Source organism: Pectobacterium versatile (genome assembly GCF_003932035.1).
GTDB lineage: Bacteria > Pseudomonadota > Gammaproteobacteria > Enterobacterales > Enterobacteriaceae > Pectobacterium > Pectobacterium versatile.
In genome coordinates this window covers 1,649,619-1,671,095 of the sequence record NZ_CP034276.1, presented here as the reverse complement: position 1 = coordinate 1,671,095, position 21,477 = coordinate 1,649,619, and the positions used below count along the sequence as shown (strand labels likewise).

The window sequence follows — 21,477 nt, the reverse complement described above, 5'->3', positions numbered from 1 at the left end:
GGTAGTAACTCAGCAAGTACCAGGCTGATTTAGATTCTGGTAAATACACACTAACGCTATCACCGCCCTTGAATTATTGTTGATGGGATAATACAACTATCCAGATAGAATAGAATTGTATAATAAACATGATGTTATTTTTCAGGTTTATAATCATAAGTATAATAATGATAATTACCATACCCATAATAACTCGCCGCACGCTTAACAATGGCGTTAAGGATCACACCTTTAATTTCAGTACCATTTTGTTCAAAGCGACGAATGCTCACTTCAATTTCTTTTACCGTATTCATCTCAAAACGCGCCACTAGCAACGAAGTCCCTGCATGACGACTAATAACCGCAGCATCAGTGACAGCCAAGATTGGAGGCGTATCCAACAACACCAAGTCATAATGCTCACCAGCCCATTTGATGAACTCGGCAAAGCGGCTGTGCATTAATAGTTCAGAAGGGTTCGGCGGTACCTGTCCACGGGGAATAAAGTCCATATTCTCCACTGCAGTCTTACGCACGCTTTTTGTTGCTTCACACTGGCTGGATAAAATATCGGACAGACCATCAGTGCCATGAGTGCCCATCAGCTCATGTGCATAACCTTTACGCATATCGCAGTCCACGATCAGTACACGCTGCCCTGATTGCGCAATGACCGCACCAAGGTTGGCACTTACAAATGTTTTACCGATTGCGGGGCTAGCACCGGAAATCATCAGCACATTGTTCTTCGCTTCCATCATGGCGAAATGCAGGCTGGTACGTAGGCTTCTAATCGCTTCAATCGCCAGATCTGCCGGGTTGCCTACTGCTAGCAAATCCGCAGCTCGCGTATTGCCTTTCTTACTCTTCTTACCCAGTAAGGCTCGGTCTTTCTTCTGTTGCCATTCAGAAAGTGGCACGCTGGCGTAGACGTTGATACCTAATTCTTCCAACTGTTCTGGACTTTCGATGCCTTTATGTAACAGCGTTTTCAGTATGACAAAAGCCGTTGCTGCCATGCCGCCCAGAATCATTGCCAGCAAAACAATCAGTGCCTTTTTCGGTTTCACCGGCTTAGGCTGTATTACGGCGTTATCCACGATGCGCACATTTCCCACCGTGCTGGCCTTGTTAATGCTAAGTTCCTGCTGTTTGTTCAGCAACTGCATATACACTTCCTGCCCTGCCTGCACATCCCTCGTTAAGCGTAAAATCTCCTGCTGAGTTTTAGGCATTGCCCCTACACGCTTATTGAGCTTATCGCGTTCCTGTTCCAACGTTTTGCGCTTTTCCATTAAGGCACGGTAAGCGGGGTGTTCGCGTGTATACAGTTTCGAAATTTCCGCTTCTTTGAATGTCAGTTCATTCAGCTGTGCTTCAACCGCTACCGTGGTATCCAGTACCGCCTTAGCTTCTAAGGAAAGATCGACAGACTCATTCTGCTGACGAAATTGGTTAAGCTTGTTTTCGGCCTCATTCAGTGAACTACGAACGTTCGGCAACTGTTCTTTTAAAAACTCTAAACTCTTGCCTGCTTCTTCGGATTTACGCTCTACGTTCTGCTGCAGATAATTTTGGCTAATACTGCTTAATACCTTAGTAGTCAGCGCTGGATCTTCCCCTTCCAGGCTCAGTGCCAATACCCCCGTGTCTTTGCCCTTATCCGCTACGCTAAAATTATCCAGCAGATCATTGATCGCCGTTAATTGATTCAGTTTTTGAATACGAAAAATGGTGCCCGGTTCAGCAGCAATATCACTGATCAATAAAGTAATACCGTCATGACTCTCTAACTGGCCTACGCTGCCAGTAAATTTCACAGCGTCACCCGCTTCCACGGCATATTGCTGGTTAGGTAACACCTCCAGCGACAGAGTTTCATCCTGCCAGGATGCTGGTACATCAAGACGGGATACGGCTATTTTTCCGGGTTCATTACCCGCCAATCGCGCAATACCTTTACCCACTAGCGGGAAATATTTTTGCTGAACGCTGATATCCAGCGTCAGATCGGTCACCGTTTTACCAATCACCATGCGGGATTTAATCAGTTCAATTTCCGCGGCCGATTGCGGCTTGGCATCCGGCAACATGCTGGAAATATCATTTAATAGCGAATTGCCAGAGCTTTGCTCTACCTGAATCAACGCATCGGCTTTATAAACCGGTGTGGCTAACATGGCATACATAATGCCTAACACGGTGAACACCGCCGTCACACCAATAATCAACCAGCGATTATCCAGCAATGTCCCTAATAAACGCCCTAAATCGATCTCATCTGAATTGGTTTCAGATACTTTTACTGAAGTTTTCTCTGTCATCGGATTCTCTGACGATTAACGATTTAACGTCTGCACCCATTTTTGCGCAGACTGCTCAAGTTGTGAGTAAACGAATTCAAATGCTTCGCGGCTTTTACGATAAGGATCGGCAATTTCCTGCTGGTTCAGCCAGTGCCCGAATAGCATGGTTTTACCCCGCACTTCTGGCGCAATGCGGCTTACTCCATCAATGTGACCTTTCTCCATTACCAAAATCAGATCGTACTGGCGGCATAGCACAGAGGTTAATTGCTGCGCTTCGTGCCCTTCAAGAGAAAGATCATGATGACTTGCCACCTCGGTTGCCATTGCATCTGCGGGCTTCCCTACCAGGGCGCCTAACCCAGCAGAGGCAATTTTTTTCGTCGGCAAAGCCTGTTTCAACAACCGTTCCCCTGTGGGGGAACGGCAAATATTGCCCACACACACCACCAAAATTGAATCAAACATAGTTATCTCTACGGCCAAGTACGAACTCGCAGCGAGCCCTCGGTCAACTCATTAAAACCGGAAATGGTCGGTACCAGCTGGCCAATAACGCGGTTCCAGCGAACAATCGGCGCGGTGGTGACATACACGATGTCATACGGCTGTAACTGAAACTCAGTGCCCATCACCATTGCCGTGGCATCTTTGGCATTAAGCTGGTAGATGTCTGCCAGTTTCGGGCCTTGTGTGCCGCGTAACGAGCGAATCACAAAGATCCCCGTCGCATCAGAAAAGGTTTGATCCATCCCTTCGGCATTCCCCAATGCTTCCGTCAGCGTCATGCCACTGCGGTCCATTTTGAGGGTACTTTGCTTTTTGACTTCGCCCATAACAAAGACTTTAAGATCATCATTACGGGGAATGTAGAGGATATCACCGGGGTAAAGCAGATGGTTTTGTGAAAGGTCGCCGTTTTGCATCAGCGCCTGAAGAGAGAGGCGTTGTTCTTGCCCATTGTGGGTTAATACGATATTACGCCAGTCGGCATTTTCAGTGAGACCACCCGCTCTGTTGATTGCGTCTAGCACGGTCAATGGCACATTGGTAATGGGCTGTTGCCCTGATGTCGCGACTTCACCTGTTACGTAGGCTTTCTGTGAACGGAAGGCTGCAATGCTGACATCGACTTGCGGTGATTCAATGTACTGCGCCAAACGGCCCATGATCTGATCGCGAACTTCAGTGACTGTTTTACCTGCCACACTGACTTTGCCGATATAAGGGTAGAAAATCGTACCGTCGGAATGTACCCAGTTACCGGTATCGGCTGCGGTACGGTACGTCCCTGCTGGGGTTGTCAATTCAGGGTGATCCCACACCGTCACCATGATGACATCACCAATACCGATGCGATATTCATAACCCTGTAATTCTTTCTCCAAGGCAGGGTTAGTCTGCGCGATCAGTGGCTTAGGGCGCATTTTCTCTACCAAATAAGGCGTCATCGGGTAAACATTGACGAGCTTATCAATATTGAAATCCGCATCTTGCTGCTCGACTACATTTTTACCGCTAGTAGAAAGGTGGGAACCAGGAACCAGGGTACAACCGCTAAGTAGCGCTACCGATACCATCAAGGGCATCAATTTTCGTTTGTGCTTTATCATCCTGTCTATGCCATCGCTCTTGATTGAATATTGCGCAAATCCCTACAAAACAGCCCATCATTATAGAGAATAAATTATTAGATTAACCCATGGTCTACGGTATAAAACACTAGCAATTCACCGTTTTAACGGCGTGGTACCATTTTTATCGACGCTCGTTACACCAGCGTGCGGATCTCGGGTTGTTCTACGAAACCATGTCAACACACGCCATATCCGACTGATCATCCAGAAATAACCGCAGAAGGCCATGAGGAATACACTAAACATAATAGACTCAGCGATGCCAATGCGCTCGCCTAAAATACCTATAGCGGAAAACAGCATCGCCGCAAGCAGAATAACGACCAGTGCCTGATGTGGCGTCAGGCCTGCACGCATTAAAATATGGTGCAAATGTTCTCGATCGGGTTTAAACGGGCTATCACCACGTCGAATACGGCGAACCATAATGGTTACCATATCCATGAGCGGAACTGCGATAAGCCAGAGCGCAGTGACCGGATGAATAACTGCATTTTCCCCCTGCGTCGCAAGCATCAATAACCATATCACCGTAAAGCCGATCAGCGTACTGCCTGCATCCCCCATGAATACCTTGAATTTCCGCCCCCACAATATGCCTAAATTGAGGAGGATATAAGGCAACGTGGCGGCCAACAGACACGCACTCCAGAGCGCTAACTCATGATGACCGCCAAAGTAAAACACAATAGCAAGCGCACCAAACGTCACGCAGGATAGCGCTCCCAGTAAGCCATCAATGCCGTCAACCATATTGAAAGCATTGATAGCTCCCCATACCGCGAATAATGTCACCGTGTAACCAAAGATACCGAGGAAAAGTTCATACCCGAAGAGAACGCGTCCTAATGTCTCCAGATACAATCCTGCATACATCATTAATCCAGCTACAGCGGCTTGTAATCCCACACGAGGTAATACGGGAAGATCAAAACGATCATCCAGCACTCCGACCACCAGAAGCGCAGTGGCACAAATCATATACAGAGAGAAATCAGGCAGCCAATCTGGTTGCAATACATACAAAACCCATAGCGCAAGGTAGATGGATACCCCGCCAACAAGGGGAATATGCCCCTGGTGCTTTTTACGTACATTCGGTTTATCGACTAAACCAACGCGGATTGCCGCTTTTCTTGCTAAGAAAAGTGCGACAAAAGCGCTTAGAAAGATCACTATGAATTCTTGCATTTTTTACACCATCATTACCGTTGTATGTTTATGCATCAGGCACGCTACCGCCCTTGGCTTGTAGCTACCAACGCACTATCAAAGTACGGCCCCTGTCCTGTGGTTTAAATTGTAAAGCGTTAAGTTACGTATTTATTATGATTTTATTGTACCAACAGAGTATACCGTCAACCGGATACCCTTATGACAACAGATACATTAGGTAAACTATATCCTCGATGTGAGGGATCTGACTCAACCCAAAGAGCTAACATAGTATTGACCACTCAAGCGAGAGCACAAGAACAAGATGTTTAGGGCGGGATTTTTAGGAATAAGACTATGAACATCCATTGTGGTGAAACCTCCATAAGTATAAAAAACCGACTAAAGGAACAAGCTCAGCCTGTTTCGGTCATAAAAATGGCTGCTAGATATGTAAACCACATGATTATGTGGGGATTAGCAGCGGCGCGTTATTCTATGCTTGGATACATAGCATGATCAAATGTTACGGCTTGTATCTCCGTTATACAGCATAAAATTTTGCTTAAGTGCAACAATGGGATTTTTTTAACATGGGTTGACCTTAATCTGACATGCTGCATATAAAAAATGTACAAAAATACGTCATGATTCCTGCACACGACACCGCATACTAAAGAATATCCCTGCAAATTCTGGTTCATCTGTGCCTGCCCTGATACGCTATCGGGGTTATGTTCATTTAAAGGTGAAAAAAGAGATATGGAGTGGATCGCTGATCCAACGATATGGGCCGGGTTGACCACGCTGGTTGTCCTGGAACTGGTTCTGGGCATTGATAATCTTATCTTCATTGCCATTCTGGCTGAGAAACTACCAAAAGAACAACGCGATAAAGCCAGAGTCGTCGGTCTGTTACTTGCCCTGATTATGCGCCTGGGTCTGCTGGCGTCCATTTCGTGGCTAGTGTCGTTGACAACCCCCCTCTTCACATTCCTTGGGCACACCTTCAGCGCTCGCGATGTCATCATGCTAATTGGCGGGCTATTCCTACTCTTTAAAGCCACCATGGAGCTAAACGAGCGCCTCGAAGGGAAGGATGAGGAGCAACACGCTCAACGTAAAGGCGCGCGTTTCTGGCCGGTAGTGGCACAGATCGTGGTACTGGATGCCATATTCTCACTGGATTCGGTGATTACCGCCGTCGGCATGACCGATCATCTGCTGGTCATGATGTCCGCCGTGACCATTGCTATTTTCCTGATGTTGCTGGCCAGCAAGCCGCTGACCCGTTTTGTCGCTGAACACCCGACCATCGTTATCCTGTGTCTCAGCTTCCTGCTGATGATTGGTTTCAGTCTGGTCGCAGACGCCTTTGGTTATCACATCCCTAAAGGCTACCTCTACGCCGCGATAGGTTTCTCGGTGATGATTGAGATGTTGAATCAGGTTTCCATGTTTAACCGCCGGCGCTTTCTTTCTTCCTCGGTCCCACTGCGCCAGCGTACCGCGGAAGTGGTTTTGCGTATTTTGCGCGGTAACCATGAAGAAGCTGAGCTGGACAATCAAACCTCATCAATGATTGCAGACAACACTCGGGCAGGTCAGGAAGTCTTCAATATTCAGGAACGCCGAATGATAAAGCGGGTATTGGGGCTGGCGCAGCGAACCATCAGCAGCATTATGACGTCTCGACATGACATCGACTCAGTTGAACTGGATATTACACAGGATGCGCTCGCTAAACTGTTAACGACCAACCAGCATTCCCGACTGGTGGTGACCGACAGCAATACCTCCGACGAACCGTTGGGTATCGTACATGTTGCTGATTTACTCCAGCAGCAGCTAAACCGCGAACCCTTTAACCCACGTATTCTGATTCGTCAGCCGCTGGTCTTTCCTGAACAGCTTTCACTTTTACAGGCTTTGGAACAGTTTAGAGAAGCGCGAACGCACTTTGCGTTTGTCGTTGATGAATTCGGCTCGATGGAAGGGATAGTGACATTAAGCGACGTGATGGAAACCATTGCGGGCAACCTGCCGCGTGAAGGAGAAGATCGCGATGCACGCCACAGTATCCAACAGAATGACGACGGCAGTTGGATCGTAAATGGCTATATTCCACTGGAAGACTTAACGATGTATGTTCCGCTGACACTGGATGAAAAGCGCGAATACTACACGTTGGCGGGGCTGTTGATGGAGCACGCGCAGCGGGTTCCACAGGTGGGCGATACACTATCAATCGATGGCTATCAGTTCACTATTCTGGCAGTGGAAAGTCATCGTATCGTAGAAGTCCGCATCACACCGAACAACGAGCCACAGACTGATTTTGAAGTGTGATGTTAGGCATAGCCTTATCTTCAATTATTGCCTATATAGGCAACTTTCATTTTATACCCTATAATGTTTCCTATATAGGCAACATTATGGGTAGAGTAATGGGCAATAGACTCGCGATAGGTAAAAAAATAGCCGATACGCGGAAAGAGATGAGAAAAACTCAGCAACAGATGGCCGATGCAACGGGTATTTTCAAAACCACGCTATCAAAGATAGAAAATGGTCGTTTTACCGGTTCCCTCGACATACTAGAGCGCTACCTTGACTCTGTCGGGCTTCAACTTACCGTAGCACCAAAACAACATACCTTGCCCAGATGGGACGAAATTGACGATTTATTCTCTGAGGACAAATGATGGTTCTATCATCTCTGCCAAGAAAAGTTGATCGTCTGACTGTTTTTACCAATGCAGACAAAGCAGGAATATTAACCCAGGGTTCTGTTCATTATTATCAACCCATACAAGATGAACTTAATGTATCACTAACCATGACAGGAAATGGTATGGATGGTTACTCATCTGGCGCATTGCATCCCATATTTTCTCAAAATTTACCCGAAGGCTTTAATCGCCGCTACATTTCTGAAAAACTGGCACGCTATGCCAACGTTAACGATATGTACCTTCTTGCTTTACAAGGTGATCGTGGGATTGGAATGCTAAATTACGCAGGTGAGTTTACGTTCCCAGACGCTGAGTCAATCAGCCTGTCAGATATATTGACTTATCAAGGTGCCGAGCCCTTGTTTCCTCAATTGTTGGAAAAATATTATCTGCGCAACTCTCTGGCTGGAGTGCAACCCAAAGTCAGCATTTCAAAGACAGACCGAACCCTTGCACAAAAAGATTTGATCGTTAAGTCGTTCGATGATGAATTTCCACTTTTGACCGTTAACGAGTTCGTCTGCATGGAGGCAGCAAAGTATTGCAGATTGAATGCTCCCCAGGTTTATTTATCAGAAAATCTTGAAACCTTTGTTATCGAGCGTTTTGACAGACAGAATGGCACCGCTCTCGGCTATGAAGATTTTACGACGTTATTGAAAAAACCAAATACCCCTGATGCCAAATATACTGGTAGTTATGAAACGTTACTAAAAGCCACGTTGCTCTATACCGACAGTCTTTCTGAGGTGGAGAAAATGTATCAATACATCGTATTTAACTGCTTGATTGGGAACGGGGATGCTCACTTAAAAAACTTTGCGCTGCAATATACCCAGGACATGAAAAATATTTTTGTATCACCCATTTATGACGTCACGCATACCCTCATCTATGATTCAATAGACAACAAAATGGCTTTAAAATTAGCCAACAGTAAAGTTTTTCCAGACAAAAACCATCTATTGTCATTAGCTGAATCTCAGCACTTCAAGATTCGTGGCGCAAAGGAAATGATTGAATCAACGGCTGACGGAATTCTGGAATATATTGGGCAGTCACCTGAAATTTCTCTGTTTGAGGGTTTGAAAGCGTCTATTGCACAATCCGTCTCGACGGTCATGACCACCCAATATGCTAATAAACCCTACCGCCATGACAGGAAATTGAAATTTGAGTAGCTCTACGACACAATCATGACATCTTATCAAAAGGTAAACATCGCCAATATGAATGATAAGATCGTTTTGACACTGAAAAAACAGATGCCCGACATCAAAATTATTTATCTCTTTGGTTCCCAGGCTACAGGCAATGCCAGAGCAGACAGCGACATTGATATCGCCATCATGGCTACAAGAGCACTGGATCCCGTTGAACGCTGGGAGCTATCTAATCAATTAGCAAAGGAAGTGGGTCATGACGTCGATCTTATCGATTTATTGCAGGCTTCAACGGTATTAAAAATGGAGATCGTTCGTAACGGCAAGCTGCTTTATGATGCGGAAACAGCAGCGGGGGAATTTGAAATGACAACACTTTCGATGTACCAGCATCTGCAAAAAGAGCGTGCGGATATCATTCGTAGCTTTAATCAGGATCTAAAAGCATGACAGATATCTTGATCAACAAAAGCAGCACCTTTAGGCCACATAGACTAAAAGTGCTGCTGTTTACCTAATTTCTGCTATCAGGCAGGTACCATAATTTCGGTAGCAACCACCACCACAATCAGCCCAACCAGAACCGGAACCGATGTGCGCTTCACCACCTCAAACGGCGAGATTTTCGCCATCCCGGCAACGGCAACCACGACGCCGGATACCGGAGAAATGGTACGGCCCAAGTTGGAAGCCTGAAGCATCGGAATCGCCAGATAGGCAGGGTTGATGCCCATTTGTGAGGCAAGTTTTGGAATCAGCTCAACAAACGCATAGAACGGCGCATTGCCCGAGCCTGTTGTCATCGCAGCCAACATCGTGATCGCGACCAGTACCAGCATAATCACCAACCCGCCGCTGCCGAATGACTGCGCAAGACCAATCAGGCCGCTGATAAAGCCAATAGTGCCAAGACCCTGGGCAAAGACACCTGCAGCAACCAACAGGATGACGACGCTAGAGAAGGCATCGGCCATCCCACGGTAAGCCACATCCAGCCCATCAAACACTTTTTGTGCACTGAACGAACGGACAAATTCCAGTACTGCGGCCAGCACCATACAGATAACCAGTACGGTAATAATGTGGAGTTCCGGCCCCCATTTGCCATCAAATACCAGCACACCCATGATCGGCGTAAACGGCAGAATGGCATAAAAACGCGGGGCATCCGTCGTGATCTCGCTGACGTCCAGGATCTCATGGCTGACATTCGCTTTGTTATCCAGATAGCGCTGCCAGAAGAAATGCGCGACGGCCATGCACACGATCGCCATGATAGAAATAGGCAGCGTGGCTTTAAAGGCAAAATCCACTAACTTCATCTGCGATGCCTGTGCAGCAAGCACTACGTCGCCAGACGTCGGCGACAGGATCAACGCTACAGGGGAGGCGCAGATTGCAGCAGCGGCACCGCGACTAATACCAACATTCACCATGACGGGGAACAGCGTTGCCATCAACAGCACACCGAGCCCCGTGGCCGATGACACCGCCAACGACATCAGACAGGCGACAAAATAGGCCGCGATCATCAGTAAGTAAGGCGAATTAATCATTTTCAGCGGGCGAGAAACCAGCTTCACGACGACATCATTGGCACCGATGTGCGTCATATAAGCCGCAAAGCCACACAGCACCATAATCATCATGCCGAGATCGCCACCGCGGCTCATCAGCAAAATTTTTACGTATTCAACAATATCCGTTGCGCTCCAGCCTGTCGCCTTCGCGCTGGCTGGTAATACGTTTTTCCCCAGCATGGCACTGATTGCCAAAAGTAAGAGGCCTCCTACCAGCAACACGCCAGTCGCGGAGTACCCTTTTATAATGTAACGACCAACCAGAATCGTTACAGCAATACCAATCAAAAGTTCGAGCATAGTGGGTTTCGATACCTGAGTAATAAATTATCTGACAGACATTTCTCGGCAGCGGAATAGCACCGCACCGAAAACAGGGAGCGAAGTTTACTGCTTTAGAAAATAAAAAAAGAGAAAAATATTAACATTCGGCGTTAAAAAAGAGACACCGAGCACATAGCCAGTCTGGAGGAGGATGACAAACAGAAGGAAAACGTTGGCGAGAAGCTGCCGGTTTGCTGACAGGAATCGGCAAACCAGCTATACCCGTTATACTTCAAGTTGCATGTGCGTTGGCTGCGTTCACTCACCCGAATCACTTACCTGAGTAAGCTCATCGGGATTCCTTACCTTGCCGCCTTCCTGAAACTCGAATTATTTAGGGCCTAAAACGGCGTATTTAGAAAATTAAAGACGATCGAGGAGTTGCTTCAGGTCCTTACCCTTCTGACTTTGCTGATTTTGGCTGGCCCAGTCATTCAGGCGTTTCTTCAGCTCGTCCTGCAGGCGTTTACGCAGCAGCTGATCTACCTGTAATTGGTAATTCAATTTATCCCACTCACCATAGACGCGTAACGGGATTGCCGTGTTTTTCAATACGCTGACCAGTTGCTCATCTCCCTGCCACCCTTGCGTGATAGAGACATTCAAATTGACGTCACACGTCTGGGCTGGCAAATCGAATTGTCCAACACCATTTAGCGACAGCAGTTCTGAGCGGCCAGTGAGATCGGTAAGACGTAACTTACCCGCATTCAGTTGTACTTTCCCGGTCAGCTGTTGCAGCTCAGTGTAACGCTCGTAGCGCTCTTGTCCTCGCACGTTTCCGTTGCTACGCGCCACGGCCATCTGCACCATTTGCTGGATATTCAAACCCTGCACGCGGACATTATTGGCTTGCAGCGTCGCCGTTCCCTGCCACTGCTGGAGCAACGCAGGTAGCGCAAAGCTATTGCCGCTGAACTGTCCTGCCATCGACAATTTTCCACTGACCGTCTCGGCTGGCAGCGCAAATGCGGACATCAACTGAGATAACTCAACATCCTTGAGGTCTGGTCGTAATGTGATGTTGGTTGATGACTTCGTCACAACTTTACCGGGCAATGAGAAATGTCCCCCACCCAGTTCACCACTCAAGGTCGCCACATCCAGCAGCCCTGGCTGATTGTCTGCCCGTAGCATAAATTGGCGGACATCAAGCCCACGGTAGATCAGCGTCGCGGCTTGTAGCGACAGACGCGCTGTGAATGTCTGTAAGCTGTCTTCTGGCTTGGCTAACCCGCTTTCATTTGAAATCACAGGGGCTGATGATTTAGCTGGCACAACAGCGGCATTGTTCTCTTTTACCGACGCGATCCCCAGTAGGGAATCCAAATCCAGCTTCTCAGATAACAGATCCAATTCGTAATGGGGGATATCCCCCAGCGTGACACTACCGGCACCCGACAGTTGGCTGTTATTGGTATTGAGTGAAAGCTGGCTAAACGTGATTTTTTCAGGCTGCTGTTGATAACTTGCCTGGACACTCCCCGTTCCACTGATACCATTTGCCGGTATTCCTGCCCCCTGAAGCTGGTAATCCAGTTTGGTAATATTGGCATTGACCTGCTGTGGGAAATGCAGCAAATCGACATCTGCAGCAAGAGAGAAAGCAATATCGCGCTGATCGCGATTGATGCGGCTTGATAATTCGATGTTGACCTGACGGTCGCCGTTCTGCTCCATCGCAAGATTAATATCGCGCACATTAATCTGTTCATTATTGCTGCGTTGCAGAATCAACAGGCTATCGGCGACTTTTATCTTATCAATATCCAGTCGCCAGTGCCGTTCTTCAGATGGGGCCTGCGATCCCGTCGGTGCGATGGGCGCATTGTTGGCCTGTTTGGCTTCACTTTCCGGCGTCAGGCGAATAATGGCACCTTTCAGCATCACCTGTTTAACCGCCAGCTTGTGAGACAGCAGCGGCCACAGTTGTACATCAAGACGCATATTCTCAGCGCTGACAATCGGCGCACTGGATCCCGGTGCGCTTAACGACATTCCACCAGATAATATGCTCAACTGCGGCCACACATGCCAGCGTAGATCGCCATCCAACTGAAGGCGATAGCCGCTGCGTTCCTCAACCTGCTTCACCATGTAGGCGCGGAAGTCATTGGGATTAACCAGGACGACCAAGGCCGTCATTCCTGCCACAACCACCACAAGCAGAATTGCCAGCGTCGTCAGAAATCTTCTCATGCCATCCTCATTGCGAAACGCACGGCCACCTGCTTTTTACCTTACAGGCCTGTCGCCAGACGCTTAGTCTTTATCGATCCGGCTCGCTACCGCACCCTGTTGATCTTTATATTTGGCATCCTGACGGCGGTTGTAAGGACGAGCAGCCGACCCGGAAAGCGGTTCAAAACTCAGAGCGCCAATCATCATGCCGGGGCGTAACGCCAACGGCAACTTACCTGAATTATAGAACTCCAGCACAATTCTTCCTTGCCAACCTGGATCGATGCGGTGTGCGGTGACGTGAACCATCAATCCTAGACGCGCTAGCGAAGAACGGCCATCCAGCCAGCCAACCAAATTATCCGGTAGCGTGACTGACTCCAGCGTCACTGCCAGCGCTAATTCTCCCGGGTGCAGGAAAAATGCCTCGCCTTCCGGCAAATTGATTTCATCACTCATGACGCGATCCAACGCCGCGCTGACTTCATCTTTCGGGCCACTTAAGTCAATGAAGGCCGCAGTGTGTCCGCGGAAGACGCGAAACTGATTTCCCAAACGAACATCAACGGTCGCGCCACTGATCCTCTCAGTCGGCGGACGGGGTGTAATCACCAGTCGACCATCATCCAGCCAGGCTTCAATGTCACGGTCACACAGTCTCATCTTATTCTCCATTCGACGCCGGTATCTATCAGATAAACCCCATCTACCCGTCATGCTGCACGTTGCCCCGCGTTAGCTCTGCAACGCGGATTATTTAGGGTATCGACTACTCAAAAAACTGGCTTATCTTGGCTTTCAAAATATCAATCGCAATACGGTTTTTCCCGCCGCGCGGCACAATAATGTCGGCATACTGCTTAGAGGGCTCAATAAATTGCAGGAACATCGGGCGCACGGTCTTCTGATACTGTTCCATCACGGAATCCATTGAACGCCCGCGCTCATTAACGTCGCGACGCATACGGCGCAGCAGGCAAATATCCAGCGGTGTATCGACAAAAATAGAGAAATTCATCTCGCTGCGCAGGCGCGCATCGGTCAGCAGCAGGATACCTTCCAGGATAATGACCTTTTTCAGCTCGATATGCACGGTTTCCTGCTTGCGGGTGTGCTCGACATAGCTGTACTGCGGGACTTCGATCGCCTGACCCGCTTTCAGCATCTGCAAATGCTTGAGTAGCAGACTATGATCCATCGAGCTCGGGTGGTCATAGTTGGTTTTTACCCGTTCTTCCATCGTCAGGTGGCTTTGATCTTTATAATAGCTGTCCTCAGATATCACCCCGATATGCTGATCACCAACCTGATCGCGCAATTCTCGATACAAGGTGCTGGAAATAAGACTTTTACCCGAAGCGGATGCTCCTGAGATCCCGATGATGACGCACTGGTGAGACTGATCAGTCATGGTATTAACGACCTGATTAACATAAATAAAAGAGAGGGGAATGCGCCAACGGGCGCTTTGACGCGGCAATTATAGGGAGTTACCCCCCTTCACGCCACCCTTTCCGCGTATTGCGCACTAGGGAAATCGCATGCTGGCGGAGGATCAAGCTGGGACGCAGCCCGGCTTTTATACCCGTAATACTTCAAGTTGCATGTGCGTTGGCTTCGTTCACTCACCCGAATCACTTACCTGAGTAAGCTCATCGGGATTCCTTACCTTGCCGCCTTCCTGAAACTCGAATTATTTAGGGTATATAGCAGGCTACAGCGCTCGGAAAGAAATTTCGCTGGGAATCGTGTCACCCTGCCAGTAGAGCTGGGCGGCAACCTGCCCCGCCAGTTCGCGGTACAGAGAGGTAAATTCGCTGTCCGGCTGGCTGACTACCGTCGGTTCACCACGGTCAAGGTCTTCACGCAAGGAGATATGCAGTGGAAGCTGACCTAACAGGGAACAGTGGTACTTTTCCGCCAGCTTCTGCGCCCCACCCGTGCCGAAGATCGGCTCCAGATGACCACAGTTGCTACAGATGTGTACGCTCATATTCTCTACGATGCCCAATACCGGCACGCTGACTTTTTCAAACATCGCAATGCCCTTCATGGCATCCATCAGCGCGATATCCTGTGGCGTCGTCACGACGACCGCACCAGTGACAGGAATACTCTGCGCCAGCGTCAGTTGAATATCACCCGTACCCGGCGGCATATCTAATACCAGATAGTCCAAATCCGGCCAGAGTGTATCCTGCAACAGCTGCAATAATGCCTTGCTGGCCATCGGCCCGCGCCACACCATAGCGTTATCGTCAGTCACCAGATAACCAATCGAGTTGGTTGCCAGGCCGTGCGCGATAATCGGTGCCATATGTTGGCCGTCCGGCGAGGTTGGGCGCTCACTGGCCGAGCCCAGCATGGTCGGAATGGAAGGACCGTAGATATCGGCATCCAGAATGCCCACATTGGCACCTTCAGCCGCCAATGCCAGCGCCATGTTGACCGCCGTACTGGATTTGCCGACGCCGCCTTTCCCGGAACTGACGGCAATGATGTTTTTCACGCCCTTCACACCGGCCTGATCGTTAACCCGGCGCAGCGTAGCGATATCGTGCGTTAAGCGCCACTCGACCGCCTTTGCGCCTGATAAGCGTAATAGCTCATCGCTAACCGTTTCTTTTAATACGGCCAACCCGCTCAGCCAGACAAACGGCATCGTCAGGTCGATGTGCAATACGTTGTCCAGCAGCGCACAATGGCGCAGCGCATTCAATGTCGTCAGGTTATTTTTCAGTGTCGGGTGCTGAAAAGTAGATAAAACCCCGGTGACCATCGCACGCAGTGCTTCAGGACGTTGTTCGGGGACTGTCGCGTTCATTCCGGCTCCTTGAAATTCTCATATTTGACCGTTGAGACCGTGTACAGCATACCAGAGCCATAACCGTCTGACGCCCTTCGGCGTCAAAAACGTGGAAACGCCACGCAAATTAAAATCTGCCATGTGGTTTCCTGCCGTTTTTACTCACGCCAGCGGTTTACGCAGCAAGGCGCTATCGGTTAACATCGATCTCCCTCTATTCACAAAAGAAAGCAAGTTCCTCATGACTCAAGTCGCAAAGAAAATCCTGGTAACGTGCGCGCTGCCTTACGCTAATGGTTCAATCCACCTCGGTCATATGCTTGAACACGTTCAGGCCGATATTTGGGTTCGTTACCAGCGAATGCGCGGCAACCAGGTTCACTTTATCTGTGCGGACGACGCCCACGGCACGCCAATCATGCTGAAAGCACAGCAGATGGGGATTGCGCCAGAACAGATGATTGCGGCAATGAGTCAGGAACATCAGCAGGACTTTGCCGGTTTCAATATCAGCTATGACAACTACCACTCCACGCATAGCGAAGAGAACCGCGAGCTGTCAGGCCTGATTTATGGTCGTCTGAAAGAGAACGGTTTCATTAAAAATCGCACCATTTCTCAGCTGTACGACCCTGAGAAAGGCATGTTCCTGCCGGATCGCTTCGTCAAAGGCACTTGTCCGAAATGTAAGGCTGCCGATCAATACGGCGATAACTGCGAAGTCTGTGGCGCGACCTACAGCCCAACAGAGCTGATCGAACCAAAATCAGTGGTGTCAGGCGCCACGCCAGAGATGCGTGAAACAGAACACTTTTTCTTCGATCTGCCTGCGTTCAGCGAGATGCTGCAAGCCTGGACGCGCTCCGGCGCATTGCAGGAGCAAGTCGCTAACAAGATGCAGGAATGGTTCGATTCTGGTCTGCAACAGTGGGACATTACCCGCGACGCGCCGTATTTCGGTTTTGAAATCCCCGATGCACCGGGCAAATATTTTTACGTCTGGCTGGACGCGCCAATCGGCTACATGGGGTCGTTCAAGAACCTGTGCGACAAGCGTGGCGATCTGAATTTCGATGATTTCTGGAAGAAAGACTCCGACGCAGATTTGTACCACTTCATCGGTAAAGACATCGTTTATTTCCACAGCCTGTTCTGGCCTGCCATGCTGGAAGGCAGCGGTTTCCGTAAACCGACAAACCTGTTCGTACATGGTTATGTCACGGTCAACGGTGCCAAGATGTCTAAATCACGCGGCACCTTCATCAAAGCAGGCACGTACCTGCAACACTTGGATGCCGATTGCCTGCGTTATTACTACGCGGCAAAACTGTCTTCTCGCATTGATGACATCGACCTCAATCTGGAAGATTTCGTTCAGCGCGTGAATGCTGATATCGTTAACAAAGTCGTGAATCTGGCATCACGTAATGCCGGTTTCATCAACAAGCGCTTTGACGGCAAGTTGGCGGACAAGCTGGCCGACGCCGAGCTGTACAAAACCTTCACCGATGCCGCCACCAGCATTGCCGAAGCCTATAGCAGCCGTGAATCCGGGCGTGCCATTCGTGAGATCATGGCGCTGGCAGATATCGCCAACCGCTATGTTGACGAACAGGCACCGTGGGTTGTGGCGAAAGCAGAAGGTCGGGATGAAGACCTGCAAGCCATTTGCTCAATGGGCATCAACCTGTTCCGCGTACTGATGACCTACCTGAAGCCGGTTCTGCCTTCGCTATCCCAGCGGACAGAAGCATTTTTGAACACAGAACTCAGCTGGGATGCTATCGCTACACCGCTGCTGAGCCATCAGGTTAGCCCATTCAAAGCGCTGTTCAACCGCATCGATCTGGATAAAGTTAATGCGATGGTTGACGCGTCTAAAGAAGATATGGTCGCCGCGCAAAAAGTCGTCTCCGGCCCACTGGCAGACAACCCAGTGCAGGACACGATTAACTTTGACGATTTTGCCAAAGTCGATATGCGTATTGCACTGATTAAGCAGGCTGAGTTGGTTGACGGTTCTGACAAACTCTTACGTCTGACGTTGGATCTGGGCGGCGAAACCCGTCAGGTATTCTCCGGCATTCGTGAAGCTTATCCCGATCCGGCTAAGCTGGAAGGCCGTTTAACCGTGATGGTCGCCAATCTGGCACCGCGTAAAATGCGCTTCGGCATATCAGAAGGTATGGTGATGGCAGCCGGTCCCGGCGGGAAAGATATCTTCCTGCTGAGCCCAGACAGCGGCGCTCAGCCGGGTATGCAGGTCAAATAACCACCACATGAAGCCGGATTCTTATCCGGCTTTTTTTTGCAACAATTCCCTCATAAAACCCCGCGAATTCGCCTTCAACTGACTCGTCGCTCCGCATGATTTGTAACCATGAAATAACAAATTCGTTATGCATTACAATATATAACGAATAAAAAACATACCTCTTTATAGGTGTTATGGGGGTTTAAATACTTAAATTTTGATTTTGCGCAAAGCCCACAGTTTGTGTGTTGTTAAATTGCTCGCAACAAAAATGACACATAATTACACAGGGAAACTAATGCAACTGAATAGAAGAGGTTTCTTTAAAGTTTGCGCGGGGGGGATGGCTGGAACCACTCTCGCGGTATTGGGCTTTACACCCACGGAAGCAATGGCATCAGTACGTCAATATAAGCTGTTACGGGCAAAAGAGACGCGTAATAACTGCACCTATTGTTCAGTTGGTTGTGGTGTGCTCATGTATAGCCTGGGCGATGGCGCCAAAAATGCGAAGCCTTCTGTTTTTCATATCGAAGGTGATGCGGACCACCCAGTCAGCCGCGGCTCCCTTTGCCCGAAAGGTGCGGGCCTGGTTGACTACATCCACAGCGAAAACCGCCTGCTCTACCCTGAATACCGCGCACCAGGTTCAGACAAATGGCAACGAATCAGCTGGGACGACGCGATTGAACGCATAGCGCGCCTGATGAAAGCTGACCGCGACGCCAACTTCGAACGCACCAACGCCAAAGGCGAAACCGTCAACCGCTGGCTGACTACGGGTATGTTGTGCTCTTCTGCTGCCAGCAACGAAACCGGTATTCTCGACCAGAAATTTGCCCGCTCACTCGGCATGGTTGCTATCGACTGTCAGGCGCGTTTGTGTCACGGACCCACCGTTGCCGCACTGGCACCGACATTCGGCCGTGGCGCGATGACTAACAACTGGGTTGATATCAAAAACGCCAACGTCATCATCGTGATGGGCGGAAACCCGGCAGAAGCGCACCCGGTCGGTTTCAAATGGGCCATTGAAGCGAAAACGCACAACAAGGCGAAGCTGATTGTTGTCGATCCGCGTTTTAACCGCTCCGCTGCCGTTGCCGATCTCTACGCGCCCATTCGCGCAGGCTCAGATGCAGCTTTCCTGTTAGGTATCGTTAACTACCTTATTACGAACGATAAAATTCATCGCGAATACGTGGTGTCTTACACCAACGCCAGCCTGATCGTGCGTGATGATTTCAGCTTCGACGAAGGCTTGTTCAGCGGCTACGACGAACAAAAACGTCAATATGACAAATCCAGCTGGCAGTATGAGTTAGATGAGTCCGGTTTCGCCAAACGCGACAACACGCTGTCCCACCCGCGCTGCGTCTGGAATCTGCTGAAAGAACACGTCTCCCGCTATACGCTGGAAATGGTGACATCCCTGTGCGGTACCTCAGCCAAAGATTATGAAGAGATTTGCCGTACGCTGGCTGAAACCTGTGTACCGAATAAAACCGCAACCTTCATGTATGCACTGGGTTGGACGCACCACACCAACGGCGCTCAGATCATCCGCTCCGCTGGCATGATCCAGCTTCTGCTGGGGAATATTGGTATGGCAGGCGGCGGCATCAACGCCCTGCGCGGTCACTCCAACATTCAGGGGTATACCGATCTGGGTCTGCTGTCGTTAAATCTGCCGGGCTATATGCCACTGCCGTCAGAAAAGCAGCCGGATCTGAAAACCTATCTGGGCCAAATTACGCCAACCGCCGTATTGCCCGAACAGGTTAACTATTGGAAAAATACGCCAAAATTCTTTATCAGCATGATGAAGAGCTTCTACGGCGATCACGCACAGGCCGCGAATAACTGGGGTTATGACTGGTTGCCGAAGTGGGATCGTAGCTACGACGTTATGGTGCAAACCGAGCTGATGGTGGAAGGCAAAATGAACGGCTACATCGTTCAGGGCTTTAACCCCGTTGCGGCATTCTCCAACAAGAATAAAGCGACCGAAGCGCTCTCCAAACTCAAGTACATGGTCATCATCGATCCGCTGGTAACAGAAACCTCCACGTTCTGGCAGAACTATGGTGAATTCAACGACGTGGATACGAAGTCCATTCAGACTGAAGTCTTCCGTCTGCCGTCTTCCTGCTTTGCTGAGGAAAATGGTTCTATCGCCAACTCCGGTCGCTGGCTGCAATGGCACTGGGCGGCGGCCGAGCCACCAGGAGAAGCCCGTCACGACGGTAAAATCCTCGGTAAGCTGCTGATGCGCCTGCGTGAACTGTATAGCGAAGAAGGCGGTACTTATCCTGATCCAGTGATGAATATCAACTGGAACTATAAAGACCCGGAAGATCCGACGCCGGAAGAGATCGCCCGCGAAGCCAACGGTATGGCGCTAGCTGATATCTACGATGACAGCGGCAAACTGATCCTGAAGAAAGGCCAGCAGCTCGCCGATTTCTCACAGCTGCGTGATGACGGTACCACGTCCAGTTTCTGCTGGATTTACGCCGGGAGCTGGACAGAAGCCGGTAACCAGATGGATAAACGCGACAACGCAGATGCCGGTCTGGGCTGTACGCCGAACTGGTCATGGTGCTGGCCGCAAAACCGCCGCATTCTCTACAACCGCGCCTCCGCCGACCTGCAAGGGAAGCCGTGGGACAGCAAGCGTAAATTGCTGGAATGGACCGGCCAGAAGTGGCAAGGCATTGATGTGCCAGACTTCGCCGCAACCGTACCACCAGGCAAAGACACCGGGCCGTTCATCATGCTGCCGGAAGGTCTGGCACGTCTGTTCTCCGTAGACAAACTGGTAGACGGGCCGTTCCCTGAACACTACGAACCGATCGAATCGCCTATCGGCACTAACCCACTGCACCCGTCGGTGATTTCCAGCCCGGTCGTACGTTTGTTTGCACGTGATGCGAAAACCATGGGTACCGCGAAAGATTTCCCTTACGTGGCAACGACATACTCAATTACCGAATTGTTCCGTCACTGGACAAAACACGCGCGTCTGAACGCGATTGTGCAACCAGAACAGTTTGTTGAGATCGGTGAAAATCTGGCGAAGAGCAAAGGCATTAAGGCGGGCGATGAAGTCAAAGTCTCCTGCCAGCGTGGCTACATCAAAGCCAAAGCGGTGGTCACCAAGCGTATAAAAACGCTGGAAATTGCCGGACGCAGCGTGGAAACCATTGGTATCCCCTGCCACTGGGGCTTTGAGGGAACCACGCGTAAAGGGTTCCTGGCTAATACACTCACCCCGAGCGTCGGCGACGCTAATTCACAAACGCCTGAGTACAAAGCGTTTTTGGTTAATGTAGAGAAGGTGTAAGGGTAGCC

15 protein-coding genes are annotated in these 21,477 nt (G+C 49.6%); 6 read left to right on the top strand and 9 right to left on the bottom strand.

The features are described 5' to 3' along the window. Nucleotides 1–134: 134 nt before the first annotated feature. From wzc to wecA, 4 genes are all read right to left on the bottom strand, one after another. Nucleotides 135–2,306, bottom strand: coding sequence for a tyrosine-protein kinase Wzc (wzc, locus tag EIP93_RS07520; RefSeq protein ID WP_125232498.1), 2,172 nt, complete (start codon nt 2,304–2,306; stop codon nt 135–137). A 15-nt stretch (nt 2,307–2,321) separates the two neighbouring features. Then, nucleotides 2,322–2,756, bottom strand: a complete 435-nt coding sequence (locus EIP93_RS07515) for an arsenate reductase/protein-tyrosine-phosphatase family protein (RefSeq protein ID WP_125232497.1) — start codon at nt 2,754–2,756, stop codon at nt 2,322–2,324. 8 nt (nt 2,757–2,764) lie between these two features. Then, entirely contained in the window at nt 2,765–3,901 is a 1,137-nt protein-coding gene (locus EIP93_RS07510) for a polysaccharide export protein (protein WP_125232496.1), read from the bottom strand. Nucleotides 3,902–4,018: 117 nt separating this feature from the next. Next, nucleotides 4,019–5,116 carry a UDP-N-acetylglucosamine--undecaprenyl-phosphate N-acetylglucosaminephosphotransferase gene (gene wecA, locus EIP93_RS07505; protein WP_125232495.1) on the bottom strand — a complete coding sequence of 366 codons (1,098 nt, stop codon included), beginning with the start codon at nt 5,114–5,116 and terminating at the stop codon, nt 4,019–4,021. A 726-nt stretch (nt 5,117–5,842) separates the two neighbouring features. On the opposite strand from wecA, the gene EIP93_RS07500 reads away from it, so the two are divergent. From EIP93_RS07500 to mntA, 4 genes are all read left to right on the top strand, one after another. Further along, entirely contained in the window at nt 5,843–7,429 is a 1,587-nt protein-coding gene (locus EIP93_RS07500) for a TerC family protein (RefSeq protein ID WP_125232494.1), read from the top strand. A gap of 98 nt (nt 7,430–7,527) precedes the next feature. Further along, on the top strand, nt 7,528–7,785 hold the full coding sequence (locus EIP93_RS07495) for a helix-turn-helix domain-containing protein (RefSeq protein ID WP_103970736.1): 258 nt from the start codon (nt 7,528–7,530) through the stop codon (nt 7,783–7,785). After that, nucleotides 7,782–8,996, top strand: a complete 1,215-nt coding sequence (locus tag EIP93_RS07490; protein WP_125232493.1) for a type II toxin-antitoxin system HipA family toxin — start codon at nt 7,782–7,784, stop codon at nt 8,994–8,996. Before EIP93_RS07495 ends, EIP93_RS07490 begins: the two co-directional genes overlap by 4 nt. A gap of 15 nt (nt 8,997–9,011) precedes the next feature. Further along, nucleotides 9,012–9,428: a type VII toxin-antitoxin system MntA family adenylyltransferase antitoxin gene (gene mntA, locus EIP93_RS07485; protein WP_226312629.1), complete on the top strand. Its 417-nt coding sequence runs from the start codon at nt 9,012–9,014 to the stop codon at nt 9,426–9,428. Nucleotides 9,429–9,505: 77 nt separating this feature from the next. Here mntA and dcuC read toward each other — a convergent pair whose 3' ends face one another. The 5 genes from dcuC to apbC all read right to left on the bottom strand — a co-directional run bounded on the left by dcuC (nt 9,506) and on the right by apbC (nt 15,887). Then, the gene (dcuC, locus tag EIP93_RS07480) at nt 9,506–10,858 is read right to left on the bottom strand and encodes an anaerobic C4-dicarboxylate transporter DcuC (protein ID WP_125232491.1); all 1,353 of its coding nucleotides are present in this window, start codon (nt 10,856–10,858) and stop codon (nt 9,506–9,508) included. 387 nt (nt 10,859–11,245) lie between these two features. Further along, nucleotides 11,246–13,081 carry an outer membrane assembly protein AsmA gene (asmA, locus tag EIP93_RS07475; protein WP_103970724.1) on the bottom strand — a complete coding sequence of 612 codons (1,836 nt, stop codon included), beginning with the start codon at nt 13,079–13,081 and terminating at the stop codon, nt 11,246–11,248. Nucleotides 13,082–13,144: 63 nt separating this feature from the next. Next, complete coding sequence (gene dcd / locus EIP93_RS07470) at nt 13,145–13,726, bottom strand: dCTP deaminase (RefSeq protein ID WP_125232490.1); 582 nt, start codon at nt 13,724–13,726, stop codon at nt 13,145–13,147. A 106-nt stretch (nt 13,727–13,832) separates the two neighbouring features. Next, entirely contained in the window at nt 13,833–14,474 is a 642-nt protein-coding gene (udk, locus tag EIP93_RS07465) for a uridine kinase (protein WP_010281304.1), read from the bottom strand. Nucleotides 14,475–14,777: 303 nt separating this feature from the next. Continuing rightward, nucleotides 14,778–15,887 (bottom strand): iron-sulfur cluster carrier protein ApbC, encoded by a 1,110-nt coding sequence (apbC, locus tag EIP93_RS07460; protein WP_039482652.1) that lies wholly within the window; start codon nt 15,885–15,887, stop codon nt 14,778–14,780. Nucleotides 15,888–16,110: 223 nt separating this feature from the next. On the opposite strand from apbC, the gene metG reads away from it, so the two are divergent. Beyond that, entirely contained in the window at nt 16,111–18,141 is a 2,031-nt protein-coding gene (gene metG / locus EIP93_RS07455; RefSeq protein ID WP_095701876.1) for a methionine--tRNA ligase, read from the top strand. Nucleotides 18,142–18,421: 280 nt separating this feature from the next. After that, nucleotides 18,422–21,469 (top strand): formate dehydrogenase-N subunit alpha, encoded by a 3,048-nt coding sequence (gene fdnG / locus EIP93_RS07450; RefSeq protein ID WP_125232489.1) that lies wholly within the window; start codon nt 18,422–18,424, stop codon nt 21,467–21,469. Nucleotides 21,470–21,477: the final 8 nt, after the last annotated feature.